At 72.8% G+C, this 15,385-nt stretch carries 16 protein-coding genes and 1 pseudogene; 9 read left to right on the top strand and 8 right to left on the bottom strand.

The annotated features are described in order from the left end of the window. The 4 genes from ACZ60X_RS27345 to ACZ60X_RS27360 all read left to right on the top strand — a co-directional run. Positions 1-533, top strand: a 533-nt coding sequence (locus ACZ60X_RS27345; protein ID WP_469603678.1) for an FAD-dependent oxidoreductase, incomplete at its 5' end; no start/stop codon positions are given. A 139-nt stretch (positions 534-672) separates the two neighbouring features. After that, positions 673-1,149, top strand: coding sequence for a helix-turn-helix domain-containing protein (locus tag ACZ60X_RS27350; RefSeq protein WP_469603681.1), 477 nt, complete (start codon positions 673-675; stop codon positions 1,147-1,149). Positions 1,150-1,227: 78 nt separating this feature from the next. Next, on the top strand, positions 1,228-1,821 hold the full coding sequence (locus ACZ60X_RS27355; RefSeq protein WP_469603685.1) for a hypothetical protein: 594 nt from the start codon (positions 1,228-1,230) through the stop codon (positions 1,819-1,821). Between the two features lie 130 nt (positions 1,822-1,951). Next, a complete protein-coding gene (locus tag ACZ60X_RS27360; RefSeq protein WP_469604323.1) occupies positions 1,952-2,269 on the top strand; it encodes a DUF2516 family protein in 318 nt (105 codons plus the stop codon). A gap of 93 nt (positions 2,270-2,362) precedes the next feature. Here the strand turns inward: ACZ60X_RS27360 and ACZ60X_RS27365 are convergent, their stop codons facing one another. The 4 genes from ACZ60X_RS27365 to ACZ60X_RS27380 all read right to left on the bottom strand — a co-directional run bounded on the left by ACZ60X_RS27365 (position 2,363) and on the right by ACZ60X_RS27380 (position 6,804). Further along, positions 2,363-3,664 carry a PP2C family protein-serine/threonine phosphatase gene (locus ACZ60X_RS27365; protein ID WP_469603688.1) on the bottom strand — a complete coding sequence of 434 codons (1,302 nt, stop codon included), beginning with the start codon at positions 3,662-3,664 and terminating at the stop codon, positions 2,363-2,365. A gap of 380 nt (positions 3,665-4,044) precedes the next feature. Next, complete coding sequence (locus ACZ60X_RS27370) at positions 4,045-5,136, bottom strand: C40 family peptidase (protein WP_469604326.1); 1,092 nt, start codon at positions 5,134-5,136, stop codon at positions 4,045-4,047. A 259-nt stretch (positions 5,137-5,395) separates the two neighbouring features. Beyond that, positions 5,396-6,244: a class I SAM-dependent methyltransferase gene (locus ACZ60X_RS27375; RefSeq protein WP_469603692.1), complete on the bottom strand. Its 849-nt coding sequence runs from the start codon at positions 6,242-6,244 to the stop codon at positions 5,396-5,398. A gap of 191 nt (positions 6,245-6,435) precedes the next feature. Next, positions 6,436-6,804 (bottom strand): hypothetical protein, encoded by a 369-nt coding sequence (locus ACZ60X_RS27380; RefSeq protein ID WP_469603695.1) that lies wholly within the window; start codon positions 6,802-6,804, stop codon positions 6,436-6,438. 225 nt (positions 6,805-7,029) lie between these two features. On the opposite strand from ACZ60X_RS27380, the gene mshA reads away from it, so the two are divergent. Both mshA and ACZ60X_RS27390 read left to right on the top strand, forming a co-directional pair. Further along, a complete protein-coding gene (mshA, locus tag ACZ60X_RS27385; RefSeq protein WP_469603698.1) occupies positions 7,030-8,367 on the top strand; it encodes a D-inositol-3-phosphate glycosyltransferase in 1,338 nt (445 codons plus the stop codon). Further along, positions 8,360-8,905 (top strand): type III secretion system chaperone family protein, encoded by a 546-nt coding sequence (locus tag ACZ60X_RS27390; RefSeq protein ID WP_469603700.1) that lies wholly within the window; start codon positions 8,360-8,362, stop codon positions 8,903-8,905. The genes mshA and ACZ60X_RS27390 overlap by 8 nt, the downstream gene beginning before the upstream one ends. 626 nt (positions 8,906-9,531) lie before the next feature. On the opposite strand, the gene ACZ60X_RS27395 is transcribed toward ACZ60X_RS27390, so the two are convergent. Continuing rightward, a complete protein-coding gene (locus tag ACZ60X_RS27395; protein WP_469603704.1) occupies positions 9,532-10,341 on the bottom strand; it encodes a helix-turn-helix transcriptional regulator in 810 nt (269 codons plus the stop codon). 49 nt (positions 10,342-10,390) lie between these two features. Between ACZ60X_RS27395 and ACZ60X_RS27400 the strand changes: the two genes are divergently transcribed. Further along, complete coding sequence (locus tag ACZ60X_RS27400; RefSeq protein ID WP_469603707.1) at positions 10,391-10,834, top strand: DUF2000 family protein; 444 nt, start codon at positions 10,391-10,393, stop codon at positions 10,832-10,834. Between the two features lie 37 nt (positions 10,835-10,871). Here ACZ60X_RS27400 and ACZ60X_RS27405 read toward each other — a convergent pair whose 3' ends face one another. After that, positions 10,872-11,348, bottom strand: coding sequence for a carboxymuconolactone decarboxylase family protein (locus ACZ60X_RS27405; protein ID WP_469603710.1), 477 nt, complete (start codon positions 11,346-11,348; stop codon positions 10,872-10,874). Between the two features lie 537 nt (positions 11,349-11,885). On the opposite strand from ACZ60X_RS27405, the gene ACZ60X_RS27410 reads away from it, so the two are divergent. Continuing rightward, complete coding sequence (locus ACZ60X_RS27410; protein WP_469603713.1) at positions 11,886-12,095, top strand: hypothetical protein; 210 nt, start codon at positions 11,886-11,888, stop codon at positions 12,093-12,095. Between the two features lie 181 nt (positions 12,096-12,276). Here ACZ60X_RS27410 and ACZ60X_RS27415 read toward each other — a convergent pair whose 3' ends face one another. Further along, complete coding sequence (locus ACZ60X_RS27415) at positions 12,277-13,533, bottom strand: MDR family MFS transporter (RefSeq protein ID WP_469603716.1); 1,257 nt, start codon at positions 13,531-13,533, stop codon at positions 12,277-12,279. 150 nt (positions 13,534-13,683) lie between these two features. Here ACZ60X_RS27415 and ACZ60X_RS27420 point away from each other — a divergent pair, with 150 nt between their 5' ends. Beyond that, positions 13,684-14,445, top strand: a complete 762-nt coding sequence (locus ACZ60X_RS27420; protein WP_469603718.1) for a phosphoglyceromutase — start codon at positions 13,684-13,686, stop codon at positions 14,443-14,445. Between the two features lie 78 nt (positions 14,446-14,523). Here the strand turns inward: ACZ60X_RS27420 and ACZ60X_RS27425 are convergent. Continuing rightward, a pseudogene (locus ACZ60X_RS27425) lies at positions 14,524-15,329 on the bottom strand (tyrosine-type recombinase/integrase); the annotation flags it as partial. Positions 15,330-15,385 lie beyond the last annotated feature (56 nt).

Genomic DNA, 15,385 nt, shown 5'->3' on the forward strand with positions numbered 1-15,385 from the left:
CCGTGGCCGTGTACGGCGTGAACCGGAACCTCGTCGCCCAACGCAACAGCGGCGGCCACGTCAAGGTGTACGCCCAGTTCCGCGCCCCACTGGACTGGCACGCACACCTGGACCCGGCCGACGCCGACGCCGTGCGAGCGAGCCTGCTCGCCCTGTTCGACGGCTGGGCCGCTTCCGTCCTCGACCTCCTCCGCCACGGCACCTCTTTCGTCCACCGCCCCCTCCACGGCCTGCCCGTGTCCCACACCTGGACCCACGTCCCCGGGGTGACGCTCCTGGGTGACGCCGCCCACCTGATGCCCCCACTGGGGGCGGGCGCGAACCTCGCGATGCTGGAAGGCGCCGAACTCGCCGAGGCCATCGCCGCCGCCCCGGGCCCTGGAGACCTGGACGAGGCCGTCCGCGCCTTCGAGGAACGGATGTGGGCACGGGCCGGTACGTGGGCGAAGATCACGACGGCCGGTCTGGAACGCCTCGTGAGCCCCGACCCCGCCGAAGCCCTCGCCCTCTTCGACCAGGTCCAGCCGTCCTGACCGCCGAGTCGAACCCGGGGGCGCCCGCACCGAACCGCCCCTCGGCCCGCTACCGGGGAAACGGCGGGCAACCGCAGGCGACACACTTTTGCAAGCGGGGTGCTTGCAATTGTTAGCGAAGGTGGGGCAAGGTGGAGGCATGGCATCGCTGAACGTCGGCAATCTCGGTGAGTACTTGCGCGAACAGCGGCGGAACGCCCAGCTGTCGCTGCGGCAACTCGCCGACGCCGCCGGGGTGTCCAATCCGTACCTGAGTCAGATCGAGCGCGGGCTGCGCAAGCCGAGCGCGGAGGTGCTCCAGCAGGTCGCCAAGGCCCTGCGCATCTCCGCCGAGACGCTGTACGTCCGCGCCGGCATCCTCGACGCCGAGCGGGACCTGGACGAGGTGGAGACCCGGGCGGTCATCCTCGCCGATCCCTCGCTCAACGAGCGGCAGAAGCAGGTGCTGCTCCAGATCTACGAGTCCTTCCGCAAGGAGAACGGATTCGGGGTCGGCGAGCCCCTCGCGGGCGAGGACGGCGCGGGCGGTGCGGACCACGACACCGGCGGCGCCGGCGGCCCGGGTGCGGCCGGCGGCGGCGATGCCGACACGGGTCCGCGGCGGACGGCCGGGTAACCGGACCAGGGCACCGGCCGCCGCACCGCGGACCACACCAACCTCAGCCGAACGCGAATCCGGGAGGACCAGATCACCATGGCCATCAGCGACGACCTGCGCAAGACCCTCAGCGACCCGACTCCGCTCTACTTCGCCGCCGGCACCGCCGACCTCGCCCTCCAGCAGGCCCGGAAGGTGCCCGCCCTGGTCGAGCAGCTGCGCTCCGAGGCCCCGGCCCGCATCGAGGCCGTGCGCAACACCGACCCGAAGGCCGTGCAGGAGAGGGCCGCCGCCCGCGCCAAGGAGGCGCAGGAGACGATCCAGACCAAGGTCAACGATTTCCTCGGCACGCTCGACGTCGACCTCAAGAAGCTCGGCGAGCAGGCGCAGGACCTCGCCCTGCGCGGCGTCGGCGTCGCCGCCGAGTACGCCGTCAAGGCCCGGGAGACCTACGAGAAGGTCGCCGAGCACGGCGAGCAGGCCGTGAAGACCTGGCGCGGCGAGGCCGCCGAGGACATCGAGGAACTCGCGATCGCCGTCGAGGGCAAGCCCGAGCCGGCCGGGGCCGAGGAGGAGGAGCCGAAGCCCGCTGACGCCGACGCCGACGCCGAGAAGAAGCCGGCCGCCAAGAAGGCTCCGGCCCCGCGCAGGACCACCCCCGCGAAGAAGACCACCCCGCCCGCGAAGTGAGCACGGGCGACGAGTCGGCAACGGGCCGGGCACCTTCGGGGTGTCCGGCCCGTTGTATGGGTACGGTGGCTGTACGGACGACGTGACTTGGGTGGTGGGTACTGTGCTGACGACGGCAATCGGCGGAGTGATGTGGCTGATCTTCACCGCCATGCTGGCCCTCGCCATCGTGGCGTTCGTGATGGCCGCGATCTACCGCGAGGACGCCTACCGCGCCGCGAACAAGAACAACAAGGGCTTCTGGCTGATCATCCTCGGCCTCGCGGTCGCGGTGAACCTGTTCGTTCCGTGGCTGTTCCTCCAGCTCGCGGGCCTGGTCGCCACGATCGTCTTCTTCGTGGACGTACGGCCCGCGCTCCAGCAGGTCGGAGGCGGACGAGGCTTCCGCCGCCGCGGCCGCGGAAGCAGCAGCGACGGTCCGTACGGGCCCTGGAACGGCGGCCGTTGACCGCCGTCGGCACCGCGGGCACCGTCCCGCCGCCGACCGGCGCGCCCCGGGGCGGCCCACACCGCCTGTGACGCCCCGCCTGTGACGCTCCGGCTATGACGCCCGGTCCAGCAGCACGACGGCCACGTCGTCGGTCAGCTCGCCGCCGTTCAGCTCGCGGACCTCGGTGACCGCGGCCCGCAGCAGCGCCTCGCCCCGCAGCCCTGCCGAGAGCTGCCGGCGGATCATCTCCACCATCCCGTCCTGGCCCAGCCGCTCCCCGCCGTCGCCGATGCGCCCCTCGATCAGCCCGTCGGTGTAGAGCATCAGGCTCCACTCGGCCCCCAACTGCACCTGCATCCGCGGCCACCGAGCCCCCGGCAGCAGCCCGAGCGCGGGGCCGTTGTTGTCGTACGGCAGCAGTCGCGCCTCCCGCCCGGGACGGGCGAGCAGCGGCGCCGGGTGTCCGGCCAGGCACAGGCCCGCGCTGCGGCCGTCGGGCGCTATGTCGACCGTGCACAGCGTCGCGAAGATCTCCTCGTCGGCGCGTTCGTGCTCCAGCACCTGCTGCAGCGTGCCCAGCAGCTCGTCCCCGCACAGCCCGGCCAGCGTCAGCGCCCGCCAGGCGATGCGCAGCTCCACGCCGAGCGCGGCCTCGTCCGGGCCGTGGCCGCAGACGTCACCGATCATGGCGTGCACGGTGCCGTCGGGCGTGCGGACGGCGTCGTAGAAGTCACCGCCGAGCAGCGCCCGGGAGCGGCCGGGGCGGTAGCGGGCGGCGAAGCGCAGCTCGGAGCCGTCCAGCAGGGGCGTGGGCAGCAGGCCGCGCTCCAGCCGGCGGTTCTCCTGCGCGCGCAGCCGGCCCTCCGCGAGGCGCCGCTCGGCGGTGTCGGAGCGCTTGCGCTCGACCGCGTACCGGATGGCGCGGCTCAGCAGCCGGCCGTCCAGCTCGTCCCGGAAGAGATAGTCCTGGGCGCCCACGCGCACGGCCTCGGCGCCGCGCTCGGCGTCCGCGGAGGCGGTCAGCGCGAGCACGGCGTGCCGGGGCGCGAGCCGGAGCACGTGCTTGAGCACGGCCAGCTCGTCGTCCGCGCTGCCGCCCGGCGCGGGCAGCGCGAGGTCCAGCAGGATGCAGTGGACGTCGTCGGTGAGCAGCCGCTCGGCCTCCGTGAGGTTACGGGCGGTGCGCACGCGGATCGGCTTGCCGGCCGGGTCCAGCAACTCGGGCACGATCGGCGAGCCTGCCGGATCGTCCTCGATCAGCAGCAGTGTGAGAGTGGCGCCGGTGCCGCTCGTGGGCGTGGCGTCGCGGTGGGCCTCTTCCTTGAGGGGGCCGCCGACTGCGGAGACGGCGGCCTCAGCCTGACCACTCTCCACGGCCGGGATCGCTCTCTGCCGCGGTACGGGTACGGGCATCGTCTTGGGTTCCTTCCCTCCCCCCGAGGGCACGGCGGCATCGAGGGTCTTCAAGGCCACCGACGGGTGACCATAGCGGCATTGCCCACCTGGACGGAATGGTGTGAGCCGCGTCGCTCCCGCGCAGGCCGCTGTCATATGCCGCGTTCCGTACGACAGTTGGACACCGTGACGCGGCTTCCGGGATGACGAAGCTCACGTCCCCGCGGGTTCGGGCGGGGAGGGGGTGCCGTGCGTCACATGCGGGGCGTCACATGACGTGGGTCACGCGGACTCCCTGACGGGGCGCGGGAACTGCGCGAGCGACCACGCCGGACCGGCACCCGACGCACGAGCGCCGAGCCCGGCGACGCCACACCGCCCGCGCGGCCGCCGGAGGCCTACGCGTCGGGCCGTACGACGCCCAGGATCGGCATCGAGCCGGCGCCCGCGACGGTCACGTTCCGGCCCGGGCGCGGGGCCTGGATGATCGCGCCGTCGCCGATGTAGAGGGCGACGTGGCTGGCGTCGTCGAAGTAGATGATGAGGTCGCCGGGCCGCATGTCCTTGATGTCGACGTGCTTGAGCTGCTGCCACTGCTCCTGCGAGGTGCGCGGGATGGGGCGGCCGGCCGCCGCCCAGGCCTGGGAGGTCAGGCCCGAGCAGTCGAAGGAGTCGGGGCCCTCGGCGCCCCACACGTACGGCTTGCCGAGCTGGGCGGTGGCGAACGCGACGGCCTTCTTGCCCTGCTCGGTGGCCTTGCCGTTGATCTCCTTGAGGATGCCGGTGTCCAGCCAGGAGGTCTGTGCCTTCAGCGCGGCCTGGTCCTCCAGTTGCCTGAGCCGCTCCTGGTCCCTCTTCGCCAGCTCGGACTCCAGCTTCTTGGCGGCGGAGATCTGCTGCTCGATCTTCTTCTTGGCCGCCGCCTTGGCCGTGCGCTCGGCGTCCAGCTTCTTCCACTGGGCGGCGGCGTCGTCGGCGTAGTCCCGCAAGTCCCGCTGGATGCCGGTCAGTTCGCCGATGAGGCTCTTCGTCGCGCGCTGGCCCTGGAGCACCAGCCCGGCGCCGTCCAGCACCTGGCCCGGGTCGTCGCTGAGCAGGAACTGGGCGGTGGGCGGGATGCCCCCGGTGCGGTACTGCTCGCGGGCCGCCGCGCCCGCCTGGTCCTTGAGCCGGTCGAGCCTGCGCTGTCCCTCGTCGATCTTCTTGGCCAGCGCGACGATCTCGGCGGACTGCTGCTTGGTCTTCTCCTCGGCCGCGTTGTAGGCGTCGGTGGCGACGGCCGCGTCGTGGTAGAGCTGGTCGAGCTTCTCGCGGACCTTCTCAAGGTCCTTGCCGGGCGCGGGAGTCGGCGAGGGGGTGGGGGAGGGCGTCGGGGACGCGCTCGGCGTGGGCGCCGGAGCGGCGAAGGCCGTGCCGGATGCCGACAGCGCGGTCACCGCGCAGACCACGGTCACGGCGGCCGCCAGGATGCCGTGCTTGCCCCAGCCCATCACACGCTCCCCCAAACTGATTTACCGTCAGTAACTTACGGTGCCTGGGGGATCGTGCCACGTGATGGCGCGAAACGACAGAGGCAGTGACAGGCGCATGGAAACGCCACAGGAAGCAATCCCCCGCACCCGTCCCCGCACTCGCCCCCTACGACGATCTCCCGCCGATGTGACGAACGACGCGGGGAGATCGTTCCCCTGCGGCTCCCGCGGTCCGGCTCCGGCTCCCCCTTCCCGTCCGGCGGCCCTGGCCCGTACGTCAGCGGCGCGGCGCCAACGCCCCCCACGCGACCGTCACTTCGCCCTGCCGCCAGCGCGCCGGGGTGTCCGTCACCGGCCAGTCGGCCGTCAGGTCCCGTACCGCGCGCAGCCAGCGCTGTCGGGCGCCGTAGGAGGCGTAGGGCGCGGCGGCGGCCCAGGCGCGGTCGAAGTCGCGCAGGAACGCGTGCACCGGCTCGCCGGGGACGTTGCGGTGGATGAGCGCCTTCGGCAGCCGCTCGGCGAGGTCGGACGGCCGCTCCAGTGAGCCCAGCCGGGTGGCGAACGTCACCGTCCTCGGCCCCTCGGGCCCGAGCGCCACCCACACGTGCCGCCGCCCGATCTCGTCACACGTCCCCTCGACCAGCAGCCCGCCGCTCGAACAGGCCCCCGCCGGGGCGAGCCGCGCGCACAGCCGCTCCCAGACGGCGGCCACCCGGTCCTCGTCGTACTGGCGCAGCACATTGGCGGCCCGGACGAGGACCGGGCGCCCCGGGACGGGGATCTCGAACCCGCCGTGCCGGAAGACGAGGCCGTCGCGCTCGTACGGCTTGGCGGCCGCGACCCGCTCCGGTTCGATCTCGACGCCGACCACACGCGTGCGTGGCGCCGCCGTCCGCAGCCGGCCGAGCAGTTCGACGGCGGTCCAGGGCGCGGCGCCGTAACCCAGGTCGACCGCCAGCGGCTCCACGGCCCGGCGCAGCTCGCCGCCGTGCGTGGCGGCGATCCACCGGTCCATACGGCGCAGCCGATTCGGATTGGTCGTCCCGCGCGTCACCGTTCCCACGATGCGGGTCCCGCCGCCGGAGGGAAGCCGAGAGTGCGGGAGGGTCGCTGCGCGGGCTGTCATGCCTACGAGGGTAAGCGGGCCCCCGACGGCGCCGGCCCGCCCGGAGCGGTCGCGGGCGGGTGGGGGCGGGTCGTGGGAGGGGCTCGGGGCGGCGCCCACCCCAGCGGCCCCAACCGGCCCCCTGACGGCGGGGCGGCGCGCCGGATCGGCCGGAGGGGAGTCCCGGGGGTCAGCCGGAGCGTCCTGCCGGCCTACGGCGCGCCGCGAGGACGCCGGTGCTCGCGGCGAGTAGGGCCGCCGCCGCGCCGGCGATCAGCGTTGTCGCCCGCCTTGGCATGGATCACGAACGTCTCCCCGGCGCCCTGCGCGCTCGCGTGCTCGACCGTCCCCCGGTCGATGTTCCGCTCCCCGCCGGGCATGCTCGGCTCCAGCTTCAGGGGGAGCGTGGCCGGAGTCCCGGACGCGTCCTTGTCGGTGACCCGGACGACGGGCTCGCCGGCGCTGTCGCAGGCGGGCGCGGCGGAGGAGGCGCTGATGTCGCAGGCGAACGCGGGCTGGGCGGCGGCTACGCGGAACGCGGCCGCGGCAGTGGACGCACGGATGGCACGAGGCGCTGTCAAAGGTTGTATTGCCGCAGGTCGAACCCCGTTTTACGGGGTGCCGGCGAGGAGTGGGGGCGCGCTGTCCGGGGACTCGGAGCGGACCCGGACGGTTGACCGCTCCAAGGTCATGATTGGGTAAAGCGGTCTGTTCGGGAAATGGCGGCCCCCCGGCCGCTGTTGCACCCCCGTGGAGGGCTCGGCGGTCCTCCGCCTGGCATGCCCGCAGCCGAGGAGGAACTCCACGTGAGCCAGTACGTCAGCAGGCTCGGGCGCCGCTCCCCCGCGGCCGCCCCCCGGCTCCGACTGCACCGCAGGCCGCGCCGGGTCGCCATGCTCTCCGTGCACACGTCCCCGCTCCACCAGCCCGGCACCGGCGACGCCGGCGGCATGAACGTCTACATCGTGGAACTGGCCCAGCGGCTCGCCGCACAGGGCATCGAGGTCGAGATCTTCACCCGCGCCACCTCCGGCGGCCTCGACCCCGCCGTCCAGCTCGCCCCCGGCGTCCTCGTCCGGCACGTCGACGCGGGCCCGTACGAAGGCCTCAACAAGGAGGACCTGCCCGCCCAGCTGTGCGCCTTCACGCACGGCGTGATGCAGGCCTGGGCCGGGCACCGCCCCGGCTACTACGACCTCGTCCACTCCCACTACTGGCTCTCCGGCCACGTCGGCTGGCTCGCCGCCCAGCGCTGGGGCGTGCCCCTCGTGCACGCCATGCACACCATGGCCAAGGTCAAGAACGCCAACCTGGCCGACGGCGACACCCCAGAGCCCCCCGCCCGCGTCATCGGCGAGACGCAGATCGTGGCCGCCGCCGACCGCCTCATCGCCAACACGGCGGAGGAGGCCGACGAGCTGGTGCGGCACTACGACGCCGACCACGCCAAGGTCGCCGTCGTCCACCCCGGCGTGAACCTGGACCGCTTCCGCCCCGCCGACGGCCGTGCCGCCGCCCGATTGCGCCTGGGCCTGCCGCAGGACGCCCTGATCCCGCTCTTCGCGGGCCGCATACAGCCCCTGAAGGCCCCGGACGTGCTGCTGCGCGCCGTCGCAGTCCTGCTCGAGGAGCGCCCGGAGCTGCGCTCGCGCATCCTCGTGCCGGTCGTCGGCGGCCCGAGCGGCAGCGGGCTCGCCAAGCCGGAGGGGCTGCAGAAGCTCGCGGCACGGCTCGGCATCGCGGACGTCGTACGGTTCCGCCCGCCGGTCGGCCAGGAACAGCTCGCGGACTGGTTCCGGGCCGCGTCCCTGCTGGTCATGCCGTCGTACAGCGAGTCCTTCGGCCTGGTGGCCATCGAGGCACAGGCCGCCGGCACCCCCGTGCTGGCCGCCGCGGTCGGCGGGCTGCCGGTGGCGGTGCGCGACGGCGAGACCGGCTTCCTGGTCCAGGGCCACGACCCCGCCGACTACGCGCGCGTGCTGGGCCGGTTCGCCGACGAGCCCGCCCTCGCCGGCACCATGGGCCGCGCCGCCGCCCGGCACGCGCAGTCCTTCGGCTGGGACACGGCGGCCGCCGCCACCGCCGACGTCTACACGGCCGCGACCCAGTCCCACCGCCGTCGCGTACGCTCGCCCCATGGGTGAAGTCGCGGGTGGCGCGCAGAAGGCGGAAAAGGCGGCCGGGCAGGTCCTGGAGGACGTCCTCAAGGACGCCGAACTGGAGTGGGAGAGCCCCGAGCCCGGGAACTACGTGGTCAAACTCCCCGGCACCCGCAAGCTCTCCACCACCGTCTCCTTCCTCGTCGGCCGCCACTCCCTCTCCCTGAACGCCTTCGTCGTCCGCCACCCCGACGAGAACGAGGCGGGCGTCCACCGCTGGCTGCTGGAGCGCAACCTCAAGCTGTACGGCGTGAGTTACGCCGTCGACCGCCTCGGCGACGTCTACGTCACCGCCCGCCTGCCGCTCGCCTCCGTCACCCCGGACGAGATCGACCGCCTCCTCGGCCAGGTCCTGGAAGCGGCCGACGGCGCCTTCAACACCCTCCTGGAGCTGGGCTTCGCCTCCTCGATCCGCAAGGAGTACGCCTGGCGGGTCTCGCGCGGCGAGTCCACACGCAACCTGGACGCCTTCCGACACCTCATCGACCGCCCCGAGGACACCTCGCCGCACCCGGCGGACTGACCAACCCTGGCGCGGGCCCATTTTTTCCCCTCGCCAAGCAACCTGCCACGCCCGGCGGGCCGCCCCCCTCACCTCGCGGCGTGACGCCCGGACGCTGCCCCACCGCCCCGCGAAGCGACCGCCCTGCCCCGCAGGCCCAGCGCCCCCTCGGCAGTCCCGCCCACCGGCGCCCGGGCGCTGCCCCGCCGCCCCGCGAAGCGACCCCCGGCCCCGCAGGCCCAGCACGCCCTCGGCAGCCCCGCGCGCCCGCGCCCGGGCGCTGCCCTGCGAAGCGACCCCCTGCCCCACCGGCCCAGCGCCCCCTCGGCAGTCCCGCCCACCGGCGCCCGGGCGCTGCCGCGCCGCCCCGCGCGACCCCCGGCCCCGCAGGCCCAGCACGCCCTCGGCAGCCCCGCGCGCCCGCGCCCGGGCGCTGCCCTGCGAAGCGACCCCCTGCCCCGCAGGCCCAGCGCGCCCCCGGCAGCCCCGCGCGCCCGCGCCCGGGCGCTGCCCCGCGAAAGCAACCCCCCGCCCCGCAGGCCCAGCACACCGCCACAGACCCCGCGCACTACCACAGGCCCAGCGCACCCCGGCAGACCAGCGCCCCGAAGACTCGCGCGCCCTGCTCACTGAACCTCGCGTCGGCCCTACGACGCTTCGCGCGTGCTGAGGCGGTAGCGGCCGGGGGTGGTTCCGACCAGCTTCTTGAAGTGCCGGGTGAGATGGGCCTGGTCACAGAATCCGGTGGCCGCCGCGACCTCGCCCGGTGCGAGCCCGTCCAGCAGCAACCGCCGGGCCCGCCCGACCCGCCGTGACATGAGGTACTGGTGCGGGGCGATGCCGTACGCCCCGCTGAACGCCCGTACCAGATGGGCGGGATGGGCGTGCAGCAGCCGCGCGGCCTCTTCCAGCGGCACTCCGTCGACGACCCGCGCGTCGAGGAGTTCGCGCAGCCGCCGGGCGAGCAGCGGATCGGCCCGGTGCGCCGCCGTCGCCTCCCGGCCCCGCAGATGGTCCCGCAACCGCTCCCCGACGAGGGTCAGCCGGCTCTCCGCCTCCAGTTCGTCACCGGGCCGGGCGAGGGCGGAGTGCAACTGCCCGACGCGCCGCCGCAACAGCGGATCGGCGAGATCGGGGCCGTCGACGGCCGGCCCGATGAGGTCGGCGCCGAGCCGGCTGGTGTCGAGGTACAGGACCCGCTTGCGGAAGCCGTGCGGGGTGGCGGGGGAGCCGTTGTGCGGGACGTGCGGCGGCAGCAGCGTCACGGTGCCGAGCGGCGTGCCGTGCTCGTGCCGGTCCAGGTCGTACCGTACGGCCCCGTCGTCCACGATGAGCAGCGTCCACACGTCGTGGACGTGCATCGGGTAGGCGTACTCCGTGAAGCGGGCGTGGAAGACCTCCACGACGCCCGGGACGCGCGGGCGCCAGGCGGAGACTTCCGGCTGAGCTGCGGCCACGCAAAGAACGTACAAGACCCGGTGTCCGCTCGCCCGGCAGTCTCACTGCATGAACAACGTGGACACCCTGGCCGCCGAACCGATCCGCTTCGACACGAAGATCGCCGTACTGCTCCGCGAGGACCTGGAACCCTGGCAGCGCCTGAACGTGACGGCGTTCCTGGTCAGCGGCCTGGGCAGCCGGCTCCCCGAGGTGATCGGCGAGGACTACGAGGACGCGGACGGGGTCGGCTACCTGCCCATGTTCCGCCAGCCGGTGCTGGTCTTCGAAGGCACGAAGGAGACTTTGACGGCGGCCCACACGAAGGCGCTGAGCCGGGCCCTGCCGCACGCGGTCTTCACCGCGGACCTGTTCACGACGGGCAACGACCGTGACAACCGCGCGGCCGTGCGCGCCGTACCCACGGCGGAGCTGGACCTGGTGGGGCTGGCGGTGTACGGCCCGCGGAGCGGGGTGGACAAGGTGCTGAGGGGGGCGCGGATGCACCCGTGAGGCGTCGGCGCCCCCGCACCTCGGAAACCATGGCCGGCTACTGCTGGAACTGGTCCGGCTGGTAGTCCCCGGCGGGCATCCGGACGATGACGTTGAGACGGTTGTAGGCGTTGATGAGGGCGATCAGCGTCATCAGGCCGAACAGCTGGTTCTCGTCGTAGTGCTTGGCGGCGTTCGCCCACACCTCGTCCGGGACGCCGCCGGCCGCGTCGGCGATCCGGGTGCCCTCCTCCACCAGCTCCAGCGCGGCCCGCTCGGCCTCCGAGAAGACCTTGGCCTCGCGCCAGGCCGCGACCAGGTTCAGCCGCTGCGCGGTCTCACCGGCGGCGGCCGCGTCCTTGGTGTGCATGTCGGTGCAGAAGCCACAGCCGTTGATCTGGCTGGCCCGGATCTTCACCAGCTCCTGCGTGGCGGCGGGCAGGCCGGACTCCGCGACCACCAGGCCGATGGCGTTCAGGTGCTTGACCGCCTTGCCGGCGAGCGGGTTGGCGAAGAGGTTCAGACGCGCTTCCATGATCGGCTCCTGTGTGGTCGTCGATGACTGCACACCTCTGACGAGGGGGACCGCCGAGATGTGACACGGGCCGAGTGTGACGGCCGCCACCTCTTGCGGCCATGTCGACTCGACGCGCTCCACGGTGTTCGTCGAGCGGAACGAAGGCGGCCGCCGGGCCGGGGCGTCCGTGAACCGAATCTGCACAGGCCGTGCGCAACTGGGGGGCGGGTGGGTTCGGTTGGTCCTGAGTTGTCCCGGTCGGGGCGGCGATGGCAAGAGCTGTGGGGTGTCTGTGTGGCGGAGTCTGTGGAGGAAACCCCGTCAACCCGTGACCGGTTACGCACGGATGAGTCACCTGGTGGCGCCAATGGACCGGGTGTGAGCGTCGGTTGACTGGCTGCCGGGAGCGCTCCGTGGTTTGATCGCTGGCGCCGCCGGGTTCGCGCCAAGGTGTCCTGAAAAGGCTGACGCCTGCCCGCGGCCGCGGCCCGTCGTCTGTCCCCAGCGGGGGCCGCTCCCCCCTTGTGGACCATCCATGCGAAGGGCAGTTTCCCCATGAACTCCGCTCCCCAGGTGCAGACCGCCGAGATCTCCGACGCCGAGCTCGACACCGTCTCCGGCGGCCTGAGCCCCGAGGCGAACATCAGCCTCGGCGCCACCAGCGTCAACAGCACCGAGCTGCTGTCCCAGGCCAACGGCGTCACGGGCGAGGCGCTGAGCGTCCTCGGCCAGTACCGCCAGGTCGGGATCAACGTCTCCTTCTGAGCGACCTGAGCGCCCCGAGCGACTTGAGCGAGCCGAGGACCTGAGTGCCTGAGTGCCTTGGGCGCTCCGATCGCCTTGATCGCCGCTCCGAGCCCCTTGCCCTGCCGAAGGGCAGGGGGCTCGGTCGCGTGTGCGGGGGAGGCCACCGCCGGGGCCCGGCCGTCGCGGGCGTGGCGCCCGCTCAGGCGGTGCGGACCTCGGCCTCGGCTTCCACCGGCGTGGCGGCCACCGCCGCGCTCTCCTTCGGCAGCCCCCGCATGAGCACCCCGTATCCCAGTCCCGCGACCGTCCCCACCGCCGCGCACATCGCCCACAGCCACCGCGCGCCCCACCGGTCGATGACCGCGCCGGACATCAGCGGGGCGACCAGCGCGGCGACGGACCAGGACAGCGTGTACACGCCCTGGTAGCGCCCGCGCCCGTGCACCGGGGAGAGCCGTACGACGAGTCCGGTCTGGGTGGGCGCGTTGACGATCTCGGCCAGGGTCCACACGCAGACGGTGACCATGAAGACGCCGACCGACCCGGCGAACGCGGTCAGCCCGAAGCCGTAGCCGGCGAGGAGCGAGGAAGCCACCAGCAGGCTGCGCGGGTCGCGGTGTTCGATGAACCGGGTGACCGGGATCTGGAGGGCGACGATCAGGACGCCGTTGACGGCGATGGCCAGGCCGTAGTCGGCGGGCGAGAACCCCGCCCGCCCCATGGCCACCGGCAGTCCCACGGACCCCTGCTGGAAGACCAGGGCCACCAGGAAGGACAGCCCGACGACGGCCATGTACCGCCCGTCGCGCAGCACGGTCCCGAGGCTGACGGCGTCCTCCGCGCGCCCGTCGCCCGTGGCCGCGGGCCGGGACTCGGGCACCCTCAGGAACACGACGAGCGCGCAGGCCAGGGTCATCCCGGCCTCGATCAGGAACCCGGCGAGGTAACTGAACTCGGCGATGAAGCCCGCGGCCGTGGAGGAGACGGCGAAGCCGAGGTTGATGGCCCAGTAGTTCAGCGAGAACGCCCGCACCCGGTCCTCGGGCCGCACGATGTCCGCCATCATCGCCTGCACCGCCGGCCGCGAGGCGTTGGAGGCCATGCCGACGAGGAAGGCGACGGCGGCGATGGCGACCGGATCGGTCATGAAGCCGAGCAGGGCGACGGAGGCGGCCGTGGCGGTCTGGGCGATGAGCAGGGTCGGCCGCCTGCCCAGCCGGTCGGCCATCACCCCGCCGCCCAGCGAGGAGACGACCCCGCCGAGGCCGTGCAGCGAGGCGACGAGACCGGCGTACGAGGCCGAATAACCTCGGTCGAGGGTGAGGTAGAGGGCCATGAAGGTGGCCACGAAGGCGCCGAGCCGGTTGACCAGGGTGCTGGTCCACAGCCACCAGAACTCGCGGGGTAGCCCGGAGACGGTCTCCCGGGCGGCATGTCGGAGACTGGTGACGGACATGACAGGAGACCCCCCGGTAAGTAGCGCAAGCGGTAAGCGCACCTTACTGGCCGGGCTTCCCGGTGGCCACTCGTTTAACAGACGCCGTCAACCGTCCACCCATCGGCCGGGCCGGGCGGTGCCCCGATCGTGTGGATTACGCTCTTTCCCATGGCCGACGCACCGTACAAGCTGATCCTCCTCCGCCACGGCGAGAGCGAGTGGAACGCGAAGAACCTGTTCACCGGCTGGGTGGACGTCAACCTCAACGAGAAGGGCGAGAAGGAGGCAGTCCGCGGTGGCGAGCTTCTGAAGGACGCCGGTCTCCTGCCCGACGTGGTCCACACGTCCCTCCAGAAGCGCGCGATCCGCACGGCCCAGCTGGCCCTCGAGGCCGCGGACCGCCACTGGATCCCGGTCCACCGCAGCTGGCGCCTGAACGAGCGGCACTACGGCGCCCTGCAGGGCAAGGACAAGGCGGCCACGCTGGCCGAGTTCGGCGAGGAGCAGTTCATGCTCTGGCGCCGCTCCTACGACACCCCGCCGCCCCCGCTCGCGGACGACTCCGAGTTCTCCCAGGCGCACGACGCGCGCTACGCGACCATCCCCCCGGAGCTGCGCCCGAACACGGAGTGCCTGAAGGACGTCGTCGTCCGGATGCTCCCCTACTGGTACGACGGGATCGTCCCCGACCTCCTGGCCGGCCGCACGGTCCTGGTCGCCGCCCACGGCAACTCGCTGCGCGCCCTGGTCAAGCACCTGGACGGCATCTCCGACGCCGACATCGCGGGCCTCAACATCCCGACGGGCATCCCGCTCTCCTACGAACTGGACGAGGACTTCCGCCCGATCACCCCCGGCGGCACCTACCTCGACCCGGAAGCCGCCGCTGCCGCGATCGAGGCGGTCAAGAACCAGGGCAAGAAGAAGTAGGTTACGTGATCATGCCTCCCACCTGCGCAGACGGCGCGGGCGGGAGGCATTTTCGTGCGCCGGAACCTCCCTGGAACCTCAGCCCGAGTGATCTTGGGGCCGGAGTGCCCTGCCGAGAGCCTTCCGGGCCCGGTCCCGACTGCTCGGCATGAGGTGCGCGTACACCTTGAGTGTCAGCCCCGGATCGGAATGCCCGAGGTACTCCGCGAGAGCCTTGATGCTCTCTCCGGCGTCCAGGAGCACGGACGCGTAGAAGTGCCTCAGGGCGTGCATGCCGTGCTCGCGGGCGGCAGCGTGCTCACGGCTCTTGGCCTTGGGAATGACGCCCGCCTTGGTGAGCGCGGGCTTCCAGTGGTCTTCGTTCAGGGACGTACGCCAGACGTGCCCGCCGTTGGGGCCCGTGATGATGAGCCGCCGGGTCACCGGCTGGCCGTTCGCTCGCATCCACGGAAGCTTGATCTCCACGGGCGGGAACCGCTTGATGTGCTCCTGTAGCGCCTCCGCCACGGGATCAGGCAGCGGCACGTCACGCAGCTTGCCGCCCCTGCGGGGGCGCGAAGACGGCCTTGCTCAGGCTCAGCCTGAGTTGCTGCACCACGTGCAGGGTGCCGCTGTCGAAGTCGATGTCATCGACGGAGAGGCCCAGGATCTCGCCTCGCCGCAGGCCGCATCCGGCGCCCACGTCGACCATGGGCCGGAAAGCGCTCGACCATGGCGGCGCGTACGGCGAAGACACGCTCAGGCTCCCAGGGGACGACGCGGCGCGTGCCCATGGCCGGCGGGGTGACCGTGCGCGAGTTGCAGGGGTTCCGGCGTAGGCATCCGTCCTCCACGGCGGCGGAGAGCACTGCGCGGACGTTGGAGAAGATGACGCGGGCGTACGAGAACGCCCGCCCGAAGGGCGGTCCTTCTTGCTCTTCCCGAGAGGGGGGCGCGCTCG

The sequence above is a fragment of the Streptomyces sp. NPDC104106 genome (genome assembly GCF_055584345.1).

What these genes read in the sequence shown, in the direction of transcription:
- ACZ60X_RS27370 (WP_469604326.1), bottom strand. Translation starts at nt 5,136, where the DNA reads ATGGGCTGGGGCAAGCACGGCATCCTGGCGGCCGCCGTGACCGTGGTC.
- ACZ60X_RS27355 (WP_469603685.1), top strand. Translation starts at nt 1,228, where the DNA reads ATGGCCATCAGCGACGACCTGCGCAAGACCCTCAGCGACCCGACTCCG.
- ACZ60X_RS27350 (WP_469603681.1), top strand. Translation starts at nt 673, where the DNA reads ATGGCATCGCTGAACGTCGGCAATCTCGGTGAGTACTTGCGCGAACAG.
- ACZ60X_RS27360 (WP_469604323.1), top strand. Translation starts at nt 1,952, where the DNA reads ATGTGGCTGATCTTCACCGCCATGCTGGCCCTCGCCATCGTGGCGTTC.
- ACZ60X_RS27415 (WP_469603716.1), bottom strand. Translation starts at nt 13,533, where the DNA reads ATGTCCGTCACCAGTCTCCGACATGCCGCCCGGGAGACCGTCTCCGGG.
- ACZ60X_RS27410 (WP_469603713.1), top strand. Translation starts at nt 11,886, where the DNA reads ATGAACTCCGCTCCCCAGGTGCAGACCGCCGAGATCTCCGACGCCGAG.
- ACZ60X_RS27405 (WP_469603710.1), bottom strand. Translation starts at nt 11,348, where the DNA reads ATGGAAGCGCGTCTGAACCTCTTCGCCAACCCGCTCGCCGGCAAGGCG.
- ACZ60X_RS27400 (WP_469603707.1), top strand. Translation starts at nt 10,391, where the DNA reads ATGAACAACGTGGACACCCTGGCCGCCGAACCGATCCGCTTCGACACG.
- ACZ60X_RS27390 (WP_469603700.1), top strand. Translation starts at nt 8,360, where the DNA reads ATGGGTGAAGTCGCGGGTGGCGCGCAGAAGGCGGAAAAGGCGGCCGGG.
- ACZ60X_RS27365 (WP_469603688.1), bottom strand. Translation starts at nt 3,664, where the DNA reads ATGCCCGTACCCGTACCGCGGCAGAGAGCGATCCCGGCCGTGGAGAGT.
- ACZ60X_RS27375 (WP_469603692.1), bottom strand. Translation starts at nt 6,244, where the DNA reads ATGACAGCCCGCGCAGCGACCCTCCCGCACTCTCGGCTTCCCTCCGGC.
- ACZ60X_RS27420 (WP_469603718.1), top strand. Translation starts at nt 13,684, where the DNA reads ATGGCCGACGCACCGTACAAGCTGATCCTCCTCCGCCACGGCGAGAGC.